General features: G+C 68.5%; 12 protein-coding genes and 3 pseudogenes. 8 read left to right on the top strand and 7 right to left on the bottom strand.

Going from position 1 to position 17,191, the window contains the following annotated elements:
• Nucleotides 1-65 precede the first annotated feature (65 nt).
• From ACYVMZ_RS33380 to ACYVMZ_RS33405, 6 genes and pseudogenes are all read left to right on the top strand, one after another.
• Nucleotides 66-950: a helix-turn-helix transcriptional regulator gene (locus ACYVMZ_RS33380; protein WP_461086434.1), complete on the top strand. Its 885-nt coding sequence runs from the start codon at nucleotides 66-68 to the stop codon at nucleotides 948-950.
• A gap of 60 nt (nucleotides 951-1,010) precedes the next feature.
• Nucleotides 1,011-1,115 (top strand): annotated as a pseudogene (locus ACYVMZ_RS33385) (IS5/IS1182 family transposase); the annotation flags it as partial.
• 152 nt (nucleotides 1,116-1,267) lie between these two features.
• The gene (locus ACYVMZ_RS33390) at nucleotides 1,268-1,681 is read left to right on the top strand and encodes a (R)-mandelonitrile lyase (RefSeq protein ID WP_461086436.1); all 414 of its coding nucleotides are present in this window, start codon (nucleotides 1,268-1,270) and stop codon (nucleotides 1,679-1,681) included.
• Entirely contained in the window at nucleotides 1,678-1,758 is an 81-nt protein-coding gene (locus ACYVMZ_RS33395) for a hypothetical protein (RefSeq protein WP_461086496.1), read from the top strand. Before ACYVMZ_RS33390 ends, ACYVMZ_RS33395 begins: the two co-directional genes overlap by 4 nt.
• Before the next feature lie 67 nt (nucleotides 1,759-1,825).
• On the top strand, nucleotides 1,826-2,845 hold the full coding sequence (locus ACYVMZ_RS33400; protein ID WP_461086438.1) for a zinc-dependent alcohol dehydrogenase family protein: 1,020 nt from the start codon (nucleotides 1,826-1,828) through the stop codon (nucleotides 2,843-2,845).
• Nucleotides 2,846-2,899: 54 nt separating this feature from the next.
• Nucleotides 2,900-3,646, top strand: coding sequence for an NADPH-dependent F420 reductase (locus ACYVMZ_RS33405; RefSeq protein ID WP_461086440.1), 747 nt, complete (start codon nucleotides 2,900-2,902; stop codon nucleotides 3,644-3,646).
• Between the two features lie 381 nt (nucleotides 3,647-4,027).
• Here ACYVMZ_RS33405 and ACYVMZ_RS33410 read toward each other — a convergent pair.
• The 4 genes and pseudogenes from ACYVMZ_RS33410 to ACYVMZ_RS33425 all read right to left on the bottom strand — a co-directional run.
• Nucleotides 4,028-6,703: pseudogene (locus tag ACYVMZ_RS33410) on the bottom strand (S8 family serine peptidase); the annotation flags it as partial.
• 236 nt (nucleotides 6,704-6,939) lie between these two features.
• Nucleotides 6,940-9,789 (bottom strand): family 78 glycoside hydrolase catalytic domain, encoded by a 2,850-nt coding sequence (locus ACYVMZ_RS33415; RefSeq protein ID WP_461086442.1) that lies wholly within the window; start codon nucleotides 9,787-9,789, stop codon nucleotides 6,940-6,942.
• Complete coding sequence (locus ACYVMZ_RS33420) at nucleotides 9,786-11,090, bottom strand: MFS transporter (RefSeq protein WP_461086444.1); 1,305 nt, start codon at nucleotides 11,088-11,090, stop codon at nucleotides 9,786-9,788. The genes ACYVMZ_RS33415 and ACYVMZ_RS33420 overlap by 4 nt, the downstream gene beginning before the upstream one ends.
• Nucleotides 11,091-11,259: 169 nt before the next feature.
• Nucleotides 11,260-12,294, bottom strand: coding sequence for a LacI family DNA-binding transcriptional regulator (locus tag ACYVMZ_RS33425; RefSeq protein ID WP_461086498.1), 1,035 nt, complete (start codon nucleotides 12,292-12,294; stop codon nucleotides 11,260-11,262).
• 313 nt (nucleotides 12,295-12,607) lie between these two features.
• Here ACYVMZ_RS33425 and ACYVMZ_RS33430 point away from each other — a divergent pair.
• Together ACYVMZ_RS33430 and ACYVMZ_RS33435 are read left to right on the top strand one after the other, a co-directional pair.
• A pseudogene (locus ACYVMZ_RS33430) lies at nucleotides 12,608-12,742 on the top strand (transcriptional regulator); the annotation flags it as partial.
• 185 nt (nucleotides 12,743-12,927) lie between these two features.
• A complete protein-coding gene (locus ACYVMZ_RS33435; protein ID WP_461086446.1) occupies nucleotides 12,928-13,122 on the top strand; it encodes a hypothetical protein in 195 nt (64 codons plus the stop codon).
• A gap of 102 nt (nucleotides 13,123-13,224) precedes the next feature.
• On the opposite strand, the gene ACYVMZ_RS33440 is transcribed toward ACYVMZ_RS33435, so the two are convergent.
• From ACYVMZ_RS33440 to ACYVMZ_RS33450, 3 genes are all read right to left on the bottom strand, one after another.
• Nucleotides 13,225-15,240, bottom strand: a complete 2,016-nt coding sequence (locus tag ACYVMZ_RS33440; protein ID WP_461086448.1) for a beta-galactosidase — start codon at nucleotides 15,238-15,240, stop codon at nucleotides 13,225-13,227.
• A gap of 74 nt (nucleotides 15,241-15,314) precedes the next feature.
• Nucleotides 15,315-16,202: a carbohydrate ABC transporter permease gene (locus tag ACYVMZ_RS33445; protein ID WP_461086450.1), complete on the bottom strand. Its 888-nt coding sequence runs from the start codon at nucleotides 16,200-16,202 to the stop codon at nucleotides 15,315-15,317.
• Nucleotides 16,199-17,176, bottom strand: coding sequence for a carbohydrate ABC transporter permease (locus ACYVMZ_RS33450; RefSeq protein WP_461086452.1), 978 nt, complete (start codon nucleotides 17,174-17,176; stop codon nucleotides 16,199-16,201). Before ACYVMZ_RS33450 ends, ACYVMZ_RS33445 begins: the two co-directional genes overlap by 4 nt.
• Nucleotides 17,177-17,191: the final 15 nt, after the last annotated feature.

Below are 17,191 nucleotides of genomic sequence, written 5' to 3' on the forward strand. Positions count from 1 at the left end.
GCCAGGGTGTGACACGTCCCCCCTACGCACTGCCGCGCAGGTGGCAGCGGTGTAACACTCGGGATATGGCACCCGAGCAGAGCACCGGCTCCGAACTAGGCCGCTTCCTGCGCGCCCGGCGCACCCAGACCAGCCCCGAATCCGCCGGGCTCACCCCCGGCTCCGGCACCCGCCGCACCCCGGGCCTGCGCCGCGAAGAACTCGCCACCCTCGCCGGTGTCAGCATCGACTACTACGCCCGCCTGGAACGCGGCAAGGAAACCCGTCCCAGCCCCGAAGTCGTCGATGCCCTCGCCCGCGCCCTCCACCTCGGTGACGACGAACACCAGCACCTGCGCGAGCTGGCCGCCCGCGCCGCCCGCTACGCCCCCGAACCACCCCCCGCCCCACCGCGCACGGTCCGCCCGCACATCAAGCTCCTCCTGGAGACCATGCGGCCCAACCCCGCCTATGTCGTCTCCCGCAGCCTGGACCTGCTCGCCTGGAACCCCGGCGGCCTCGCCCTGTACGCGGGCATCGACGACTGGCCCGTCAAGCAGCGCAACCTCGCCCGCTACCTGTTCCTCCACCCCGCCGCCCGCACCGTCTTCACCGACTGGGACAACCAGATCCGCGGCTGCGTCGCCCGCCTGCGCGCCCTGGCCGGAACCGACCCCGACGCCCCCGACCTGGCCGCACTGGTCGGCGAACTCGTCCTCAAAAGCCCCGACTTCGCCGGACTGTGGGAACGCTACGAGGTCAAGGGCCGCAAGTACGCCACCAAGAGCTTCCACCACCCCCAGGTCGGCGACATCACCCTCGGCTTCCAGGCCATGCACCTCGAAGGCACCCCCGGACAGCGCCTCGGCGTCTACACCGCCGAACCCGGCACCCCCGACCACGACGCCATGCTCCTCCTCGACATGACAGCAACCCAACCCGCGCCCGACCGGACAACGCGGGAACACTGACGCAGGCGCCTGTGCTCGCACATGGTGCTCTCCTCACCGCTCGTGAGGATTCGGACACCCGAGATGGTGCGGGATCGGGGCAGCAACGGCACCTTGCGGGGCCGGCCATGGTCGCTGCCACCGATCGAGCGGGTCCCGGTGGTTTCGGTGTGCTACCGCACGAACGGGGTCGATGACGGCCCCGGTAGCCGGCGACTGTGGATCATCGGTTGGCGCGGTGCGCTCGGACACCGCACCGCGTAGCACTCATCACGCAGCACTGCTCGTTTGCGCAGCCCTACCGCAGAGCACCCGCACCACATCGAAGGAGGAACACCGTGAAGTTCACCAAGAGCGGCGGCCGAACCGCCCAGGGACCCCAGGAATGGTTTACCGGCGACGTCTACATCGAAGGCGTACGCAACCCTGACGAGCAGTCGGCCATCGGTTGCGCGCACGTCCGGTTCACCCCCGGCGCCCGCACGGCGTGGCACAGCCATCCCAAGGGTCAGACGCTCTATGTCACCGACGGCATCGGTTACGTCGCCAGCCGCGGTGGTGAGATCCGGGAGATCCGCCCTGGCGACGTCGTCTACATCGAGCCCGGCGAGGAGCACTGGCACGGTGCCACAGCCGACCGCTTCATGGCCCATGTCGCCATGCAGGAAGCCGACGACCAAGGTCAGGTCGCGTTCTGGGGCGACCACGTTACCGACGCCGAGTACGGCCAGGCACCACGGTCTTCGACCTGACCGCCGCCGCCGACGCCCACCGAATCCTCGAAGCCGGCCACACCCAGGGCAAGATCGTCCTGCGCGCCGACCGGTAACGCACCACCCGATCTCACGCTCAATCACGCCTGATTGGCACAGAGCACACAGCCTGAAGGAACCCTGATGCGCGCAACCCTCATGTACAGCGCCGGCGACGTCCGCGTCGAGAACGTCCCCGACCCCAGCATCCAGAAGCCCACCGACGCACTCGTGCGCGTCGTGCGTACCTGCGTGTGCGGCAGTGACCTGCACCCCTATCACGACCTCCCGGCCTCGGACCGCAGCACGACCATGGGACACGAGTTCCTCGGCGTCGTCGAGGAGGTCGGCGCCGACGTCCGGGCCCTATCCAACGGGGACCTGGTCGTCGCCTCCTTCTCCTACCAGGACAACACCTGCCCCATCTGCCGCGACGGTGTCCAGACCGCCTGCCCCCACGGCGGGTTCTTCTCCACCGCCCAGGCCGAAGCAGTCCTCGTCCCCCACGCCGACGGGACCCTGGTCAAGCTCCCTGTCGAAGAGGACTCCGACCTCCTGCCCTCCCTGCTCACCCTCGCTGACGTCTACGGCACCGGCTACCACGCCGCGAAGCAGGCCCGCGTCACTGCGGGCGACACGGTCACCGTCATCGGCGACGGGGCGGTCGGCCTGCTCGCCGTCCTGTCCGCCAAGCAGCTCGGAGCCGAGCGGATCATCCTCATGGGCCGTCACACCAGCCGCACCGACCTGGGCCGCGAGTTCGGCGCCACGGACGTCGTCGCTGAACGAGGCGAGGAAGGCATCGCCAAGGTCCGCGAACTGACCGGCGGACACGGCACGCACAAGGTCCTTGAAGCCGTCGGCTACAACGCCTACGACCAGGCCACCGGCGTGGTTCGTCCCGGCGGCGTCATCAGCCGCGTCGGTGTCCCGCAGTACGACGAGGCGCCCACCGGCTTCACCAGCCTCTTCGGCCGTAACATCACCCTCAACGGCGGCCCCGCCCCCGTGCGGGCCTACATCGAGGAACTACTGCCTGCCGTATTGGACGGCACCGTCAACCCCGGCCGTGTCTTCGACCGCACCGTCAACCTCGACCAGATTGCCGACGGCTACCAAGCGATGAATGACCGCACCGCCCTCAAGGTGCTGGTGACTCCGTGAGGGCCGACTCGATCTGCATCGCCAAGCCATCGGCTCCCTGGAGCCCGCGGACCCATGGAGCCCGCACCAGTCATCACCCCTGAAAGCCGCATCATGAAGATCACGGTCATCGGCACCGGAAAGGTCGGGCGGTCCTTCGCGAGTCGGCTGGCCGGCCTTGGCCACGACGTCGTCGTCGGAACTCGCGACGTGGACGAAACGCTCAGCAGGACGCAGGAAAACAGGGCCGGGATGCAGCCCTACAGCGCGTGGCAGCGCGAGCACCCCGCCATCGCACTGGCTCCCCTTGCCGCGGCCGGTGCGCACGGTGAGCTCATCATCAACGCCACCTCTGGAGTGGCCACACTGAGCGCGCTCGACGCGGTGGGCGCGGAGAACCTCGCCGGTAAGCCTCTGATCGACCTCGCCTTGCCCCTCGACGGAGTACCAGGACAGCAGCGGTCGCTGGTCGTGGCCAACACCGACAGCCTCGGCGAGCGGATTCAACGAGCCTTTCCGGACGCCCGGGTGGTCAAGACGCTCAACACCGTCCACGTCGACGTCATGGTCGATCCCGCCCGCGTACCCGGGCAGCACAGCGTCTTCGTTTCTGGAAATGACCCGGAGGCCAAGCGCACCGTCAGCACGCTGCTGACGGAGTTCGGCTGGCAGCCGGACGCGATTCTTGACCTCGGAGATATCCGCACAGCACGCGGGGTGGAGATGTACGTGTCCCTGTACTTCACCCTCGCGGGAGTTCTGGACACCTTCGACTTCAACATCGCCATCGTCCAACGCAAGCGCGGTCTCCGGTCTTCATAGGGGAAGCGGTCCCGGGCGATTAGCTTTCCGGAGGAGCGGAGTAGCGGTGTCCCACCACGAAGGTCTTCGCCGTCTTCTCGGGCAGCATCTCGACCGTATCGCCGGGCATCGAAACCGTCCTCACCGACGTGGCAAAAGGAGTGCCGTCGGCCGTTCCATCAAGCACCATTCGGAGGCAGTGGAGATCTCGGTCAAGTCGACCAAGGGGTGGGTGGTCCTGGACGACAGTCAACAACCGTCCGCAGAAGTGCGGGTGTCCCATGTGTCGGACACCCGCACCGGTCACCTGAGAGGTACTGCCTAGGACGCGGCCCCGCCGATCGTCGGAATGCCGACGCCCACGGTCGCTCCGTGCGTGTCCGCCAGTCGTACACGGCCGACGGACGCACCGTGGACGGTGACGCCGAGGTCGTAGGAGTTGTCGAGGAGTTTCGCGTTGTAAGGGCCCCGGGTCACGATCTCCCAGACGCCAGGGGCCGGGTTTGGGTACTCGATCACGTCCGGCGCCGGGTTCACGTCGTCCTCGAAGGAACGGGGGACGCCGTACGGGTCTATGCCGGAGAAGGAGGAGCTGTTGTCGCCGGTCTGGGTGCGCGTGATCTCCAGGGAGGTGGCGCCCTCGGGCACGGTCACGAAGTAGGCGCGCGTGCTGTTGCGTTGCACCGAGCCCGATACGGAGTAGGTGGGCTCGGCCGGGGTGGAGACGATGACGGTCGTCAGGATCTGCTTGTCGACGCCCGCGGTGGCCGGGTCGTCGGCCTGCAGGATCGCGCTCTTGACGCCCACGGACGTCGGCGCGGCCTGAACCTTGACCGTCACCGGCTGGTTCAGCGGCAATGCGACCACCCGCGGGCGGACGATCGAGAAAGTGCCGCCGGTGTTGTTCTGAAAGCGCAGCGCGTGCGGGACCGGGCCGTCGGGGCCGGACGTACGGGTGAGGGTGACGTCGTACGTCTTCTTCTGGCCGGCCTTCAGTCCGCCTTCGCGGTCGTAGAGGCCGGTGCCGAAGCCCGGTGTTTGAAGCGCCTGATCGAGCAGGGTGTCGACGGGGGCCTTCACGAGGTAGTCATGGGCGGTCGCGCCGGCCTTGACCGCCTTCCAGGCGGCCATGACGTCGATGCGGCCGGCACCCTCCTCGTAGGCCTGCACGCCCTCGATACGGGCGGCGGTCGAGGTGAGCGCCGTGCGCAGCTTCACGGGCGTCAGGTCGATGCCCTGCTTCTTCGCGGCGGACAGCAGCAGTGCGGAGGCTCCCGCGACCTGCGGGGCAGCCATCGACGTGCCCTGGATCATGCCGTAGCCGGGCGGCAGCTGCCAACTGATGCCGGGCACCGGCTGGAAGCCCGGCAGCCAGGTCGGGTAGGCGCTGACCGCGGAGGCGGGCGCGAGGAGGGTCGGGGCGAATCCGCCGTCCTCACGCGGGCCGCGCGCGGAGAAGGGGTACAGCACGAACTTCCTCCCCACGACCGAGCCGTAGTTGGCGGCCGCGGTCTCCTTGGAGTACCACCCGCCGACCGCGATGACCTTGTCGGCGAGGGCGGGAGTGCCGATGGTGTTGACGCCGGGGCCGTCGTTGCCCGCGGCGAGCACGAGTTGGACGCCGTAGGTGTCGATGAGGCGTGTGTACAGCCTGGCGATCGCGTAGTTGCCGTCGTTGAGGGGGATCGGCGGGTCACCGAGGGACATGTTGACGATGTCGACGCCGCGATTGACGACGAGGTCGATCATTCCCTCGGTGATCGCGACGTTGGTGCAGATGTCGCCAGGGACGCAGGCGCGCGACGAGACGATCTGCGCGCCGGGGGCCGCGCCGTTCATACGGCCGCCGAACAGCCCGTTCGCGGCGGCGATGCCGGCCACATGGGTGCCGTGCGCTTCCACGACGATGCCGATGTTGACGAAGTCGGCCTTCTTGCCGACCTGGTCGCCGCCCAGCGGGTCCGTCGGGACGTCCTTGCGGATCTCCACGACGAACGGCATGCGTTCGGCGACGTCGGTGGACGGGTCGTCGGTACCGAGGTACCCGATCTGGTAGCCGTCTTTGTAGGGCTTCATCGGCGTGTCGTCGGTGAAGTCGCCGTTGTCGTTCACGTCGACGGTGACCGTACCGGCCGCCGGGTCGTACAGGACGCCCCAGGCGTCGGTGGTGTCGCCGTCGCGGTTGACATCGCTGTCGGCGGTGCTGCCCGTGGTGGCCGACTCGTGGAACTCGTTGATCCGGTAGGAGCCCTGCGGCGTCTTCCATGACCTGCCGTCATAGGTAAAGGCCGGACCGGATACCGAGTTCGTCATCGGGCGCCACGTGGCATCGCCGTCGACGACCGGGTCGGTCGACGTCACCCAGTCGACGATCTTGCGCTCATCGGTCGTCGTCTTCTGCAGCGCCGGGTGGGCGAGGTCCACGCCGGTGTCGAGGACGCCGATGGTGACGCCGCGACCGTCCGCCGCCGGATTCCTCTTCACGAAGTCGACGGCGCCCGTCTCGAAGGTCGGGGCGTACGGGTTCGCGGCCGGCGTGTTCTTGTCCGGGCCGGGGTAGGTACTCGAACTTGACTTGCTCACCGCGCCCTTCATACGCTGCACGCCGGGCAGCGGAGGTTCCGGTTCGATCTTCTGCCGCAGGTCGATGGCCTGCACGGAGGAGAGCTTCGCGGCGGTCGCGACGGCCGTATCCGCCCTGGAGGTGGGCACGGTGGCCCGGACGTATCCGAGCTTGTCGTAAGTGCGGCCCACAGAACCGCCCTTGACCGCGTCGAGTGCCTCGGCGACCCGTTCGGTCTGGCCGGGGGCGGTAGCGATCATCATCGTGACGGTCTTGTCGCCACGGGCCTTCGCGTCGACGAGGAGGCGGGCGTCGCTCGAACCCAGCTTGCTGTGCGCGGAGTTGAGGGTGGAATCGGTGTCTGTAGGGGCGGCGACCGAGGTGGCCGAGTCCGCCGAGAAGGCGAGAGGTATCGGCGCGGCTGCGGAGAGCGCCGCCGCCAGGCCCGCGGCAACTGCTGTGCGGGCCACGCGTCTTGCGCCCGCCGTCGGGGCGCGGTGGGGGGTGCGAGGCATGGGGCATCCCTGGTGCTGAAGGAATGGGGAGCGGCGAAGTAAATCGATCCAATGAGATCGCCGCCGATTCGAGAGATGATCCCGAATGATCGTTTAGCTTCGCGCAATGGACAGCCGCGTGCGGTGCTTTCCTGTGCAGAAGTAGTGAATTTCCTGTGTGCCAGGGCGAGTTGGCGAGTCGACCCGCGCGCACGCATCGGCACATCGCCCCCCGGATGCCGCCGGGGGGCGAGGGTTCAGTCGCGGTTGTCGCTGGCGCGGATGTTGTGCGCCGGACCTGCTCCGCTGTCGGGCAGGGCGGCGAGGGCCTTTTCTACTGCTGCCAGGACCTCCAGGGGTGTCTTGTCCAGAGGTTCACGAAGCGCTCGGCCGGGCCTCCAGCGGGTGGTGCGACGGAAGGCGTCGGCGCGCGAGGCGTCGATGCCGCGGATCGCGTCGAGCACTGCCTGATATGCCTGTTGATCGTCGATGATCGTGGCGAGGCTGCTGCCGAGGTTCAGTACGCCCCGGGAGTGAGAAGGCCGCGGGTGTTCCTCGGTCCACGTGTGGCTGCCGCTGCCGACCGAGTGGCGGGCTCCGGAGGGCAGTTCCACGACGCCGCTCGTGTTCGGCGGTATCTCCGCGTGGAAGTGCACCCTGGCGCCCTCGCGTCGCCAACCGGCGCGGGCTCGTCCGTAGGGCGTCTCGTGCCATGCCGATGCATCGTCGAGGTCGTCGAGCAGGGTGGGGGCGATGCGGATGACGCGGTAGGCCGGTTCCAGCGGCTCAAGTCCGGCGACACGTCGGTGGAGCCAGTCGGCCACGGCGCCCAGGGCGTAGTGGTTGAACGACGTCATCTGGCCGGGGTTGATCGAGCCGTCGTCGAGCATCGAGTCCCAGCGCTCCCAGACCGTGGTCGCACCCATGGTCACGGGATACAGCCAGGAGGGGCATTCGGTCTGGGTGAGCAGCCTGGACGCCGCGTACGTGTGGCCGGTGACGGTCAGTGCCTCGCAGATGATCGGCGTGCCGACGAAGCCGGTGGCGATGCGGTAGCCGACCGCGCGGACGAGATCTTTGAGACGGTCACCCAGCGCCTGGCGCCGACCGTCCTCGGCCAGGCCGAAGACGATGGTCAGGGCGTAGGCGGTCGGCGCGTCGGACATCATGCGTCCGCGCGGTGTGACGTACGCGCTGCGGAAGGCGTCAGCGATGCGTGCGGCCAGGTCCGCGTAACGGCGGGCGTCGGCCTCCCGGCCGAGCAGAGCAGCCGCCCTGGCCGTCAGATCCGTCGAACGGAAGAAGTAGGCGGTGGCCACGATGCCGGCATCGGTCTTGGCGTCCCCCGGGCGCTCCGGCGGCGCGTCCGGGTCCAGCCAGTCACCGAACTGAAGCCCTTCCTCCCACAACAGAGTTCCGCATGTCCTGGATCGCACCACGTCGACCCATGCGGCCATGCCCTCGAAGCAGCGCTTGAGGACGTCCCGGTCGGCAAAGCGCTCCCAGAGGACGGTCGGCACCACCGTGATGGCGTCCCCCCAGGCCGCGACCGGCTGGAACAGCCCCGGCACTTGGGGAATCACGGCTGGGACGACCATCGGCACCACCCCGTCCGCGGCCCGCTGCTCCAGCAGGACGTCGTCCAGCCAGGAGCGCAGGAAGGCATCGCAGTCGTACAGGAAGGTTGCGGTCGGGGCGAAGACCTGGATGTCTCCCGTCCAGCCAAGGCGTTCGTCGCGTTGCGGGCAGTCGGTGGGAACGGAGAGGAAGTTGCCGCGCATGCCCCAGACGACGTTGTCGTGGAAACGCTGGAGGAGTGTGTGCGAGGTGGTGAATCCGCCCCGGCTCGGCATGTCGGTGTGGATGACGGCGGCCGACACGTCGTCGGCGCTGAACGGGCCCGGCCAGTCGTCCACCTGGACGTAACGGAAGCCGTGAAAGGTCCACTTGGGCTCCCACACCTCTTCCTCCGCGCCGCTGAGCACGTAGCGGTCGGTGGCGGCGGCGTTACGCAGGGGCCGGGTGCCGAGTTCTCCGTGCTCCAGCACTTCCGCGTGCCGAAGCGTCACGGTGTGCCCTCGCTCCCCCCGGACCCGTATGCGGACACGACCGACGAGGTTCTGCCCGAAGTCGAGAATCGTTTTACCGCTCGGTGTGGTCAGGACGCGCTCGACCGGCAGACGCTCGATGACCCGGACCGGTGGCAGGGCACGCATCGTCGGCGTGACGTCCGGTACCGCGATCGACTCGACCGGAGCCCAGGCCGACGCGTCGAACGACGGTGTCGACCATCCGGGTATCTCCGACCGGGCGTCATAGGTCTCGCCCTGGTAGAGGCTCGCTGACAGCACCGGCCCCCGCGTCCAGCTCCACTCCTCGTCCGTGACGACCGTGTCCACGGAGCCGTCCTCGTACTCCAGCGTGAGCTGGGCGGCGGCAGCGGGAGGACCCTCGTAGAAGCGGCGCGCGGCATCCCGGAAGCCGTACCGCTCGGTGTACCAGCCGCCGGTGAGGATGATGCCCAGAGCGTTCCGGCCAGGGCGGATGTGTTCGGTGACGTCCACGACGTCGAAGTGGAGGCGCCACTGGTAGCTCGTCCAGCCGGGCTTGAGTTCCGCATCGTCGACGGCGGCTCCGTTGACGTGGATGTCGTGGGCGCCGAACGCCGTGGAGCGCAGCAGAGCGCGGCGCACGGTGCTCCGTACGTCGAAGGTGCGCCGCATCAGGTGTGGCGCCTCGGTACCTGAGCCGATGAAGCGGGCCTGCCAGCCGTCGGCCGGAAGGAAGCCGGCCGTGACCTGGGTGCCGGCGCTCCACTGAGAAGCCGAGCCGTCAGTGCCGTGGACCCTGACACGAAGGACGGCGGTCTCTCCGGGACGCAGCGGCTCGAACGGCCAGTCCACGAGGACCGAATCCGCTCCGCCGACCGAGGCGGTGGAGGTCGCACCGTCGCGGGTGATCGAGATGTCGGCCGCCTTCTGGATCCACGACGGCAGCTCGGTCGTGGTCTTCCAGGACAGCGGGGGTCGGGGGTCCGGCACGAAGGCCTCGTCGGTCCACCCGACGCGTACGGCGTGGACGTGCACGGTGGGTTCCTCAGCGGTCATCGGGCGTCTCCCGCGGCGGAGGCGGACAGGGTGCCCGGGGTGGCGTGGGGCTCCCGCGCCGTGCGGGAGCGACGGATGATCAGCGTGCCGATGGCTCCCGAGACGAGTGCGAAGAGGGTGAGCAGGTAGAAGAGGCCCGACGGGCTCCAGTCGATCAGCGCCGGGGTGACCAGGGCGAAACCAGCGGCGGCGAAGCGGGCCACGGCCATCGTGGCGCCCTGGACCGTCGCGCGTGCGTTGACCGGGAACGACTCCTGGGTCCAGACCTTGTACAGCGCTTCGCCGATGAAGGGGAACGCGATGTTGTACAGGACGAGCGCGGCGATCATCGCGGGCAGAATGCTGCCGCCGGTGACGGCGATCAGCAGTTGGCACGCGGTGAACACCGCGACACCGGCGGCGAAGAAGCGGCTGCGCCATTTGGTGTCGGCGATCCGGGTGAACACGATCGTGCCGGCCAGCCCGATGAGCGTGGTGAAGAAGGAGAGGCCGGTCGCCGTGCTCTGGGAGGTGCCCCCGACGGTGACGAGGAAGTAGGTCTTGAAGGAGCCGAAGGTGTTCGCGACCAGAGTGAAGAACAGATAGAACAGCGCGGTCGTGGTGATCATGACGGCGAAGGTGCGGTCGCGGAACAGCCTGCGCAGAGGCAGTGCCTGGGAGGGGTCGACTCCTGTCGTGGTGTGCCGGTCCTCGGCTTCCGCCTCCAGCTCCCGGAACGCCGGGTAGAAGGCGCGGAAGGCGAAGGTCACGACAGCGAGCACGGACAGGATCACGAAGATCAGGCGGATGCCGAGCGTGTCGAGTCCGGACACGGCGAAGCCCAGCAGGGTGGTAGCGACCACGCCCGCGGTCCACATCACGTGGGTGAAGGCCACCAGCCTTCCCTGGGCGCCGTCGGGCGCCCGCTCGGACAGCACGGCGATCGACGTGGGCAGGTCCGCTCCGGCGGCGATGCCGATCACGACGACTCCGGTGACCAGCACAGCGGCGTTGGGGGCGCACGCCACGGTCAGCGCGGCCGCGGCGTACAGGAGGATGGTGAAGGAGAAGACCCGCCCGCGGCCGACGAGGTCGGCGAGCCGCCCGCCGGTCAGTGCTCCGACGGCGATGAACAGGGTCAGCGCCGACCCAAGCACCCCGACGGTCCAGACACTCAGACCGAAGCTCTCCTTCCACAGAGCCAGTCCGAGTCCCACCGAGATGATCGCTCCCGAGTCCAGGAAAGATGCCATGCCGGCGGCTACGGCCAGCATCCAGTGCCTGCGGTCGAGCAGCGGCGACGTCTTCGTCGGCTCCGCCATGAGGTTCTCCGTTCTTCGCCTGTGGCCCTGATGGGACAGGTCGGTAATACGATTTACCATCGAGCAGACATGGGAGCACAACGACGTGTGAAACGGTCAAGGGGTCGGCAGGGAAAAAGGTAAATCGATTCAATCGCGGGCCTAGGCGTCCCCTGCGGAACCTGCGGTGTCAGGTTCCGGTGGTGGAGTCACGGACCACGAGTTCGGGCGCGAACTCGATCTGAGGTGCCACGGCCCTGGCCTCCGTGCCCTCGGGGGCGCGCAGCGCGGCGATCTCCTCGAACAGCAGCTGCGCGGCGGCCGTTCCCAGCCGAGCGTGCGGCGTGCGCACGGTGCTCAGGGAAACGATGGTCGACTGGGCGAACTCGATGTCGTCGTAGCCCACCACCGCGATGTCCTCGGGCACGCGGATGCGCCGGCCGGCCACGAAGGACTGGATGATGCCGATGGCGAGCAGGTCGTTGGCGCAGAAGAGGGCATCGGGCCGGTCGGCTGCAGCGCGGAGGGCGAGGCGGTCGGCGCAGGCGATCCCGGCCTCCACCGATCGTTCGGGTACGGAGATGAGCTCCAGCGTGGCATCCGGCACCTGCTCGATCACCGACAACGCCCCTCGCTGCCGGTCGGCGATCTGCTGGAGGTCCAGGGAGGAGGCGACGAACCCGATCTTCCGGCGGCCGAGTTCGACGAGGTGCCGGACCGCGAGTCGGGCGCCGGCGACGTGATCGATCGACACCGACGCCTGGGACGGGGAGACCCCGTGTCGAGCGCTCAGAACGCTGGCGATACCGCGTTGGCGCAGACGCGCCAGCTCGTCCTCGACGTCACCGACGGGCGAGATGATGATCCCCGCCACCCGCTGCTGCTCGAAGAGCTGCAAATACTCGCGCTCGCGCTGCCGCGATCCCACGTCATTGGCCATCAGTAGAAACATGCCCTCGGCGGAGACGCGCTGCTCGATGGCGGTGGCGATCTGCGGGGTGGTGGCGCTCGCGAGTTCGAACGCTATGTAGCCGATCACCGGGCTCGCCCCGGTGCGCAGCATGCGCGCCGCGTCGCTGGGCACGAACCCAAGCGTTTCCACCGCCTGCCGGATCCGCTCCCTGGTGGCGTCCGAGAGCTTGCGGGGCTTGTGGAAGTAGTTCGACACCGTGGACTGGGACACCTGCGCGAACTCGGCGACGTCCCGAATCGTGACCTTGTTCAGCGGTTCTCCCGGCTCTGCTCATGCCCTGTGGCGACCTGTGCGGTCATCGTAGTCCGGGTCGCGTCGGCGTCTCGATAGCCGTTCGACGGAGGGAAGGGCCCCGATGCGGCGCAGCGTGCGCTGGGTGGCCGGCACGGCCGGGTCAGGCGTCTCCGAGGAAGTCGTCAATGCGGTGGCCCGCGCGCTGCACATTGACGACGACGAGCGCACCTACCTGTTCGACCTGGCCAGAGCCACCCAGCCCAGCCCCGCCACCAGGCCCCGCCGCAAGTCCGTCGATGTCCCGCCCCGCGTGCAGTGGCTTCTCGACTCCATGGCCCGGCCCTCGGCATTCGCCGCCAATGGCCGCCTGGACTTCGTGGCCACCAACGCACTCGCCCGCGCCCTGTTCCTCCCCTGTTCCACAGCCGCACCCGTGGGCGAACACGGCCGCCCCAACTTCGCCCGGTACTCCTTCCTCGACGACGGCTCGCACGACTACGTCGACGACTGGGACGGCGCCGCCAACAACCACCGTCGCCCTGCTGCGTGCCGAAGCCGGCCGCTACCCCCAACAACAAGCTGCTGCGTGAGCTCATCGGTGAACTGTCCACCGTCAGCACCGAGTTCCACACCTGATGGGCCGCCCACAACGTGCGCAGCCACCACGGCGGCGTCAAACGTTTCCACCACTCCGACGCCGGCTCTCTGGGGCTCATCTACCAGCCACTCGACCTGCCCATGTCCGTCCGTGAGGCGCACTCCCTGACCACCATCCTCACCGCCCACCCGGCACCCCCGACGAGGCTCGGCTCAAGCTCCTCGCCGGCTGAACGGCGACCCGGCTGAGGATGCGGACGGACGGACCTGGCCTTCGCCTCCGAGGTCACCGACAGAGGCCTGAACGCCCCGTGTGAACGCCTGCGGGCCGGCCTCGAAGACGCGCCTCCGTCAGTGCGGCTCACGTACGACTGCGGCGCCTCCGGCGGGGACGGTGACCGAGCCGCAGACCGGCTTGCCCGTGAGAAGTTCGACGCCGTCTGCGGGAATCTCGGCGCCCTGGCCGGCGTGGTCGATCAGGAACAGGTAGTCGGCGTCCGTGCCACGGCGCCGGACGACCTCGATCCCTGCGGGTGCCTCGCACTCCGGCCGCGCACCCGTCTCCTGGCGGATGCGCTCCATGAGGGCGGCCAGGGTTTCGGGCTCCGGCCGGGTGGCCACGTACCAGGCGGTTCCGCCGCCGTACGTGTGACGGGTGACGGCCGGCACGCCGGCGAGCGGGCCGTCTGCGTATGTGGCGACGGCCTTGGCACCGGTGAGGCGGATGCGTTCCGTCCAGAGGTCGGCCCTCGCGTCCTGCGGAATCTCGCCCGTGAGGCCCACCGACTGGCCGGGCAGCAGCGGAAACAGCTCGTCACCGTGCACGCCTAGGACCTCCCGGAAGGCGCCGGGGTAACCGCCCAGGCGGACATGGCAGTTCTCGTCGACCGCGCCGCTGTGGAAACCCACGGCCAGGGTTCCTCCGCGCTCGACGAATCCCGTCAGGTTGGCCGCGCTCGTGTCGTCGACCAGATAGAGGCTGGGCGCGAGGAGGAGCTTGTAGCGGTCGAGACCCGGGTCGTCGGGGCGCACGAAGTCCACGGCGACGCCTGCCCGCCACAGGGGTCTGTACCAGTCGCGCACCAGATCCTGGTAGCGCAGCTCGGCACTTGGCTGCGAGGGGAGTTCCAAGGCCCAGCGGGAATCCCAGTCCCAGATGATGGCGACCTGTGCGGGGCTGGTACTGCCGCGCACTTCGGCGAGGGACTGCAGGTCGGAACCGAGCAGCACGACGTCCTGCCAGATGCGACTGTCGGTGCCCGCGTGGGGCAGCATCGCCGAGTGCCACTGCTCGGCGCCCGCCTTCGCGGCCCGCCACTGGAAGAAGGCGATGCCGTCGGCGCCGTGCGCGACATGGGCGAGGGCGTTGCGGCGCATCTCGCCGGGCCGCTTGGCCCGGTTCACAGGCTGCCAGTTGACGGCTCCCGTGGAGTGCTCCATGAGCAGCCACGGGCCACCGGCCATCGAACGCACCAGGTCGCCGCAGAGCGCGACGTCGATCTCCGACTCGGGATCGGTGGAGCGCAGGTAGTGGTCGTTGGAGACGATGTCCAGCTCAGGGGCCCAGCGCCAGTAGTCGAGTGCCTCGATGCTGAAGTTCACCATGAAGTTGGTGGTGGCCGGAATGCCCGGCGCGGCACGGCGGAGCACGTCGCGTTCGGCGGTGAATAGCGACAGCACTTCCTCCGAGCAGAAGCGGCGCCAGTCAAGCTGGTGGGTCGGGTTGGGGGCGGCTCCGGTGACGCGGGGCGGCAGGACCTCCTCCCAGGCGTAGTACCACTGGCTCCAGAAGGTCGTGCCCCAGGCGTGGTTGAGCGCGTGCAGGTCGTCGCCGTACTTCGCGCGCAGCCAGCGCCGGAAGGCGGCCGCGCTCTCGTCGCAGTAGCACTCCACGTTGTGGCAGCCGTACTCGTTGTGCACGTGCCACATCACGATCGCCGGGTGGTCGGCGTAACGCCGCCCGATCTCACCCGCGATGCGCAGCGCCGCGGTGCGGTAGGCGGGACTGGACGGGCAGAACGTCTGGCGGCTGCCGTACGACAGCCTCCTGCCGTCCTTGTCGACGGGCAGCGCCTCGGGGTGGGCGCGGAAGAACCACGCCGGGGGCGCCGCCGTCGGGGTGGCGAGGTCGGCCGCGATGCCGTGCTCGTGGAGCAGATCGAGGATCTTGTCCATGCGGGGGAAGTCGTACTCGCCCTCGGCGGGTTCGAGCAGCGCCCAGGAGAAGATGCCGACGCTGACCATGGTCACCCCGGCCTCACGCATCAGGCGCATGTCCTCGGCCCAGACCTCCTCCGGCCACTGCTCGGGGTTGTAGTCGCCGCCGTAGGCGATGCCGGGCAGGCGGAGGCGGCGTTCAGTACTCACTGGTGGTGCTCCGGGGAGGTAGCAGGAACAGATGACTTGGGGAGCGTCAGCCCCAGTTGTGACTTGCGGGACTGTCAGCCCTTGTTGGCGCCGAGGGTGAGGCCGCTGACGAATTGGCGCTGGAGCAGGAAGTACACGACCAGGACCGGGACGGCGGTGATCAGGGCGCCGGCGGCGATCAGGTTGGGGTCGGTGAAGTACTGGCCGGTAAGGTTGTTCAGTGCCGAGGTGATCGGCATGTTCTCGCCGGTGGAGATCAGCACCAGGGCCCAGAAGAAGTCGTTGTAGATCCAGATCGAGAGCAGGGTCGCCAGGGCGGCCATGGCGGGTTTGCACAGGGGCAGGGTGATCTGCCAGTACAGCCGCCATACGGAGGCGCCGTCGACGAGGGCGGCCTCGGTCAGCTCGTGGGGGAGCATCTTCATGTAGTTGGCCAGCACGAAGGCGCAGAACCCGGACTGGAACGCCACGTGGATCAGCACCAGGCCGAGGGCGGAGTCGTAGAGCTTGCCGCTCATGGTGATGCCAGGCAGGTCGACGAGCAGGTAGAGCCGGTACAGGGGGGTAATGATGACCTGCTGGGGCAGGAGGTTGCCGGCGGTGAAGACGAGCAGCAGGAACAGGTTGATGCGGAAGTCGAAGCGGCTGACGTAGAAGGCGACCATCGACGACAGGAACAGCGTCAGCAGCACCGCCGGCACCGCGATCAGCATGGTGTTGCCGAAGTAGTGCATCATGTCCGACTGCGTGAAGGCGTTCGTGAAGTTCTCGAACGTAAGCGTGTCGGGCCAGGACACATAGCCCTTCTCGCTCGTCTCGCCGTACGGCCGCAGGGCCGCGTAGACCGCCCACAGCAGAGGGGCGAGCCAGGCCAGGGCGCATCCGGCGAGGAAGAGGTGGAGCAGGATCCGGGCGGGGCGGACGGGGGTGCGCTGCTTGCCCAGCGCGCTCACGGTGCTCATGCGCGCCGCTCCTTCCGGAAGGTGGCCACCAGGTACGGGATGATCACGGCGAGGGAGATCAGCAGCAGGACGACGGCGATGGCGGAGCCGTATCCGATGCGGCTGGACTCACCGATGATGTTGTTGGTGACCAGGATCGACAGCAGCTCGGTGCCTTCTGCTCCCTTGTTGAAGACGAAGACGAGGTCGAAGGCGCGCAGGGCCTCGATGATGGTGACGACCAGGACGATGGTGTTGGTGGGCCGCAGGGTGGGGAAGATGACGTTCTTGAACGTCTGCCACTCATTGGCGCCGTCCAGGGCGGAGGCTTCGCGCAGGGCGGGGTCGACGCCCTTCAGTCCGGCCAGGTAGAGGATCATCATGTAGCCGGTGTGGCGCCAGGACGCGGCGATCAGGATCGCCCAGAGGTTGAGGTCGGGGTCGCCGATCCAGTCGATGTACTTGCCGGGCTGGTTGGCCCCGATGAGGCTGTTGATCAGGCCGGTGTCGGGGTTGTAGACGAGCTGCCAGACGAAACCGATGACGGCCATGGACAGCACGACGGGGAGGAAGAACGCGGTCTGGTAGACGCGGCTGAAGCGGATCTTCTTGTCCAGCTGCACGGCCAGGAACAGGCCCAGCGGGGTGGGTATCAGGATCAGGACGACGAACCAGATGACGTTGTGCTCGACGGCCGGCCAGAACGGCGGGTTGTTGGTGAACAGTTCACGGAAGTTGTCCAGCCCGACCCACTGGATGGCGTCGAAGCCGATGCCGTCCCAGGTGGTGAACGCCAGGGCGATGGAGGCCAGCGCGGTGACCCAGACCAGGGCCACGTGCAAGATCGTCGGCAGCCCGGCCATCAGGCCGAGCGTGAGCCGGTCACGGCGGGTCAGCAGGCGCTTGTGGCCGGTCTGGACCCGCTTGTCGGACGTCACGCCCGAAGGCGGCACGGCGGCCGCCTCCGGGGACTTCGTGGTCGTATCGGAGCTCATGGTTTCGGTACTCAT

This window comes from Streptomyces deserti (genome assembly GCF_054782695.1).

What these genes read in the sequence shown, in the direction of transcription:
- ACYVMZ_RS33380 (WP_461086434.1), top strand. Translation starts at nt 66, where the DNA reads ATGGCACCCGAGCAGAGCACCGGCTCCGAACTAGGCCGCTTCCTGCGC.
- ACYVMZ_RS33400 (WP_461086438.1), top strand. Translation starts at nt 1,826, where the DNA reads ATGCGCGCAACCCTCATGTACAGCGCCGGCGACGTCCGCGTCGAGAAC.
- ACYVMZ_RS33415 (WP_461086442.1), bottom strand. Translation starts at nt 9,789, where the DNA reads ATGACCGCTGAGGAACCCACCGTGCACGTCCACGCCGTACGCGTCGGG.
- ACYVMZ_RS33405 (WP_461086440.1), top strand. Translation starts at nt 2,900, where the DNA reads ATGGAGCCCGCACCAGTCATCACCCCTGAAAGCCGCATCATGAAGATC.
- ACYVMZ_RS33420 (WP_461086444.1), bottom strand. Translation starts at nt 11,090, where the DNA reads ATGGCGGAGCCGACGAAGACGTCGCCGCTGCTCGACCGCAGGCACTGG.
- ACYVMZ_RS33445 (WP_461086450.1), bottom strand. Translation starts at nt 16,202, where the DNA reads ATGAGCACCGTGAGCGCGCTGGGCAAGCAGCGCACCCCCGTCCGCCCC.
- ACYVMZ_RS33450 (WP_461086452.1), bottom strand. Translation starts at nt 17,176, where the DNA reads ATGAGCTCCGATACGACCACGAAGTCCCCGGAGGCGGCCGCCGTGCCG.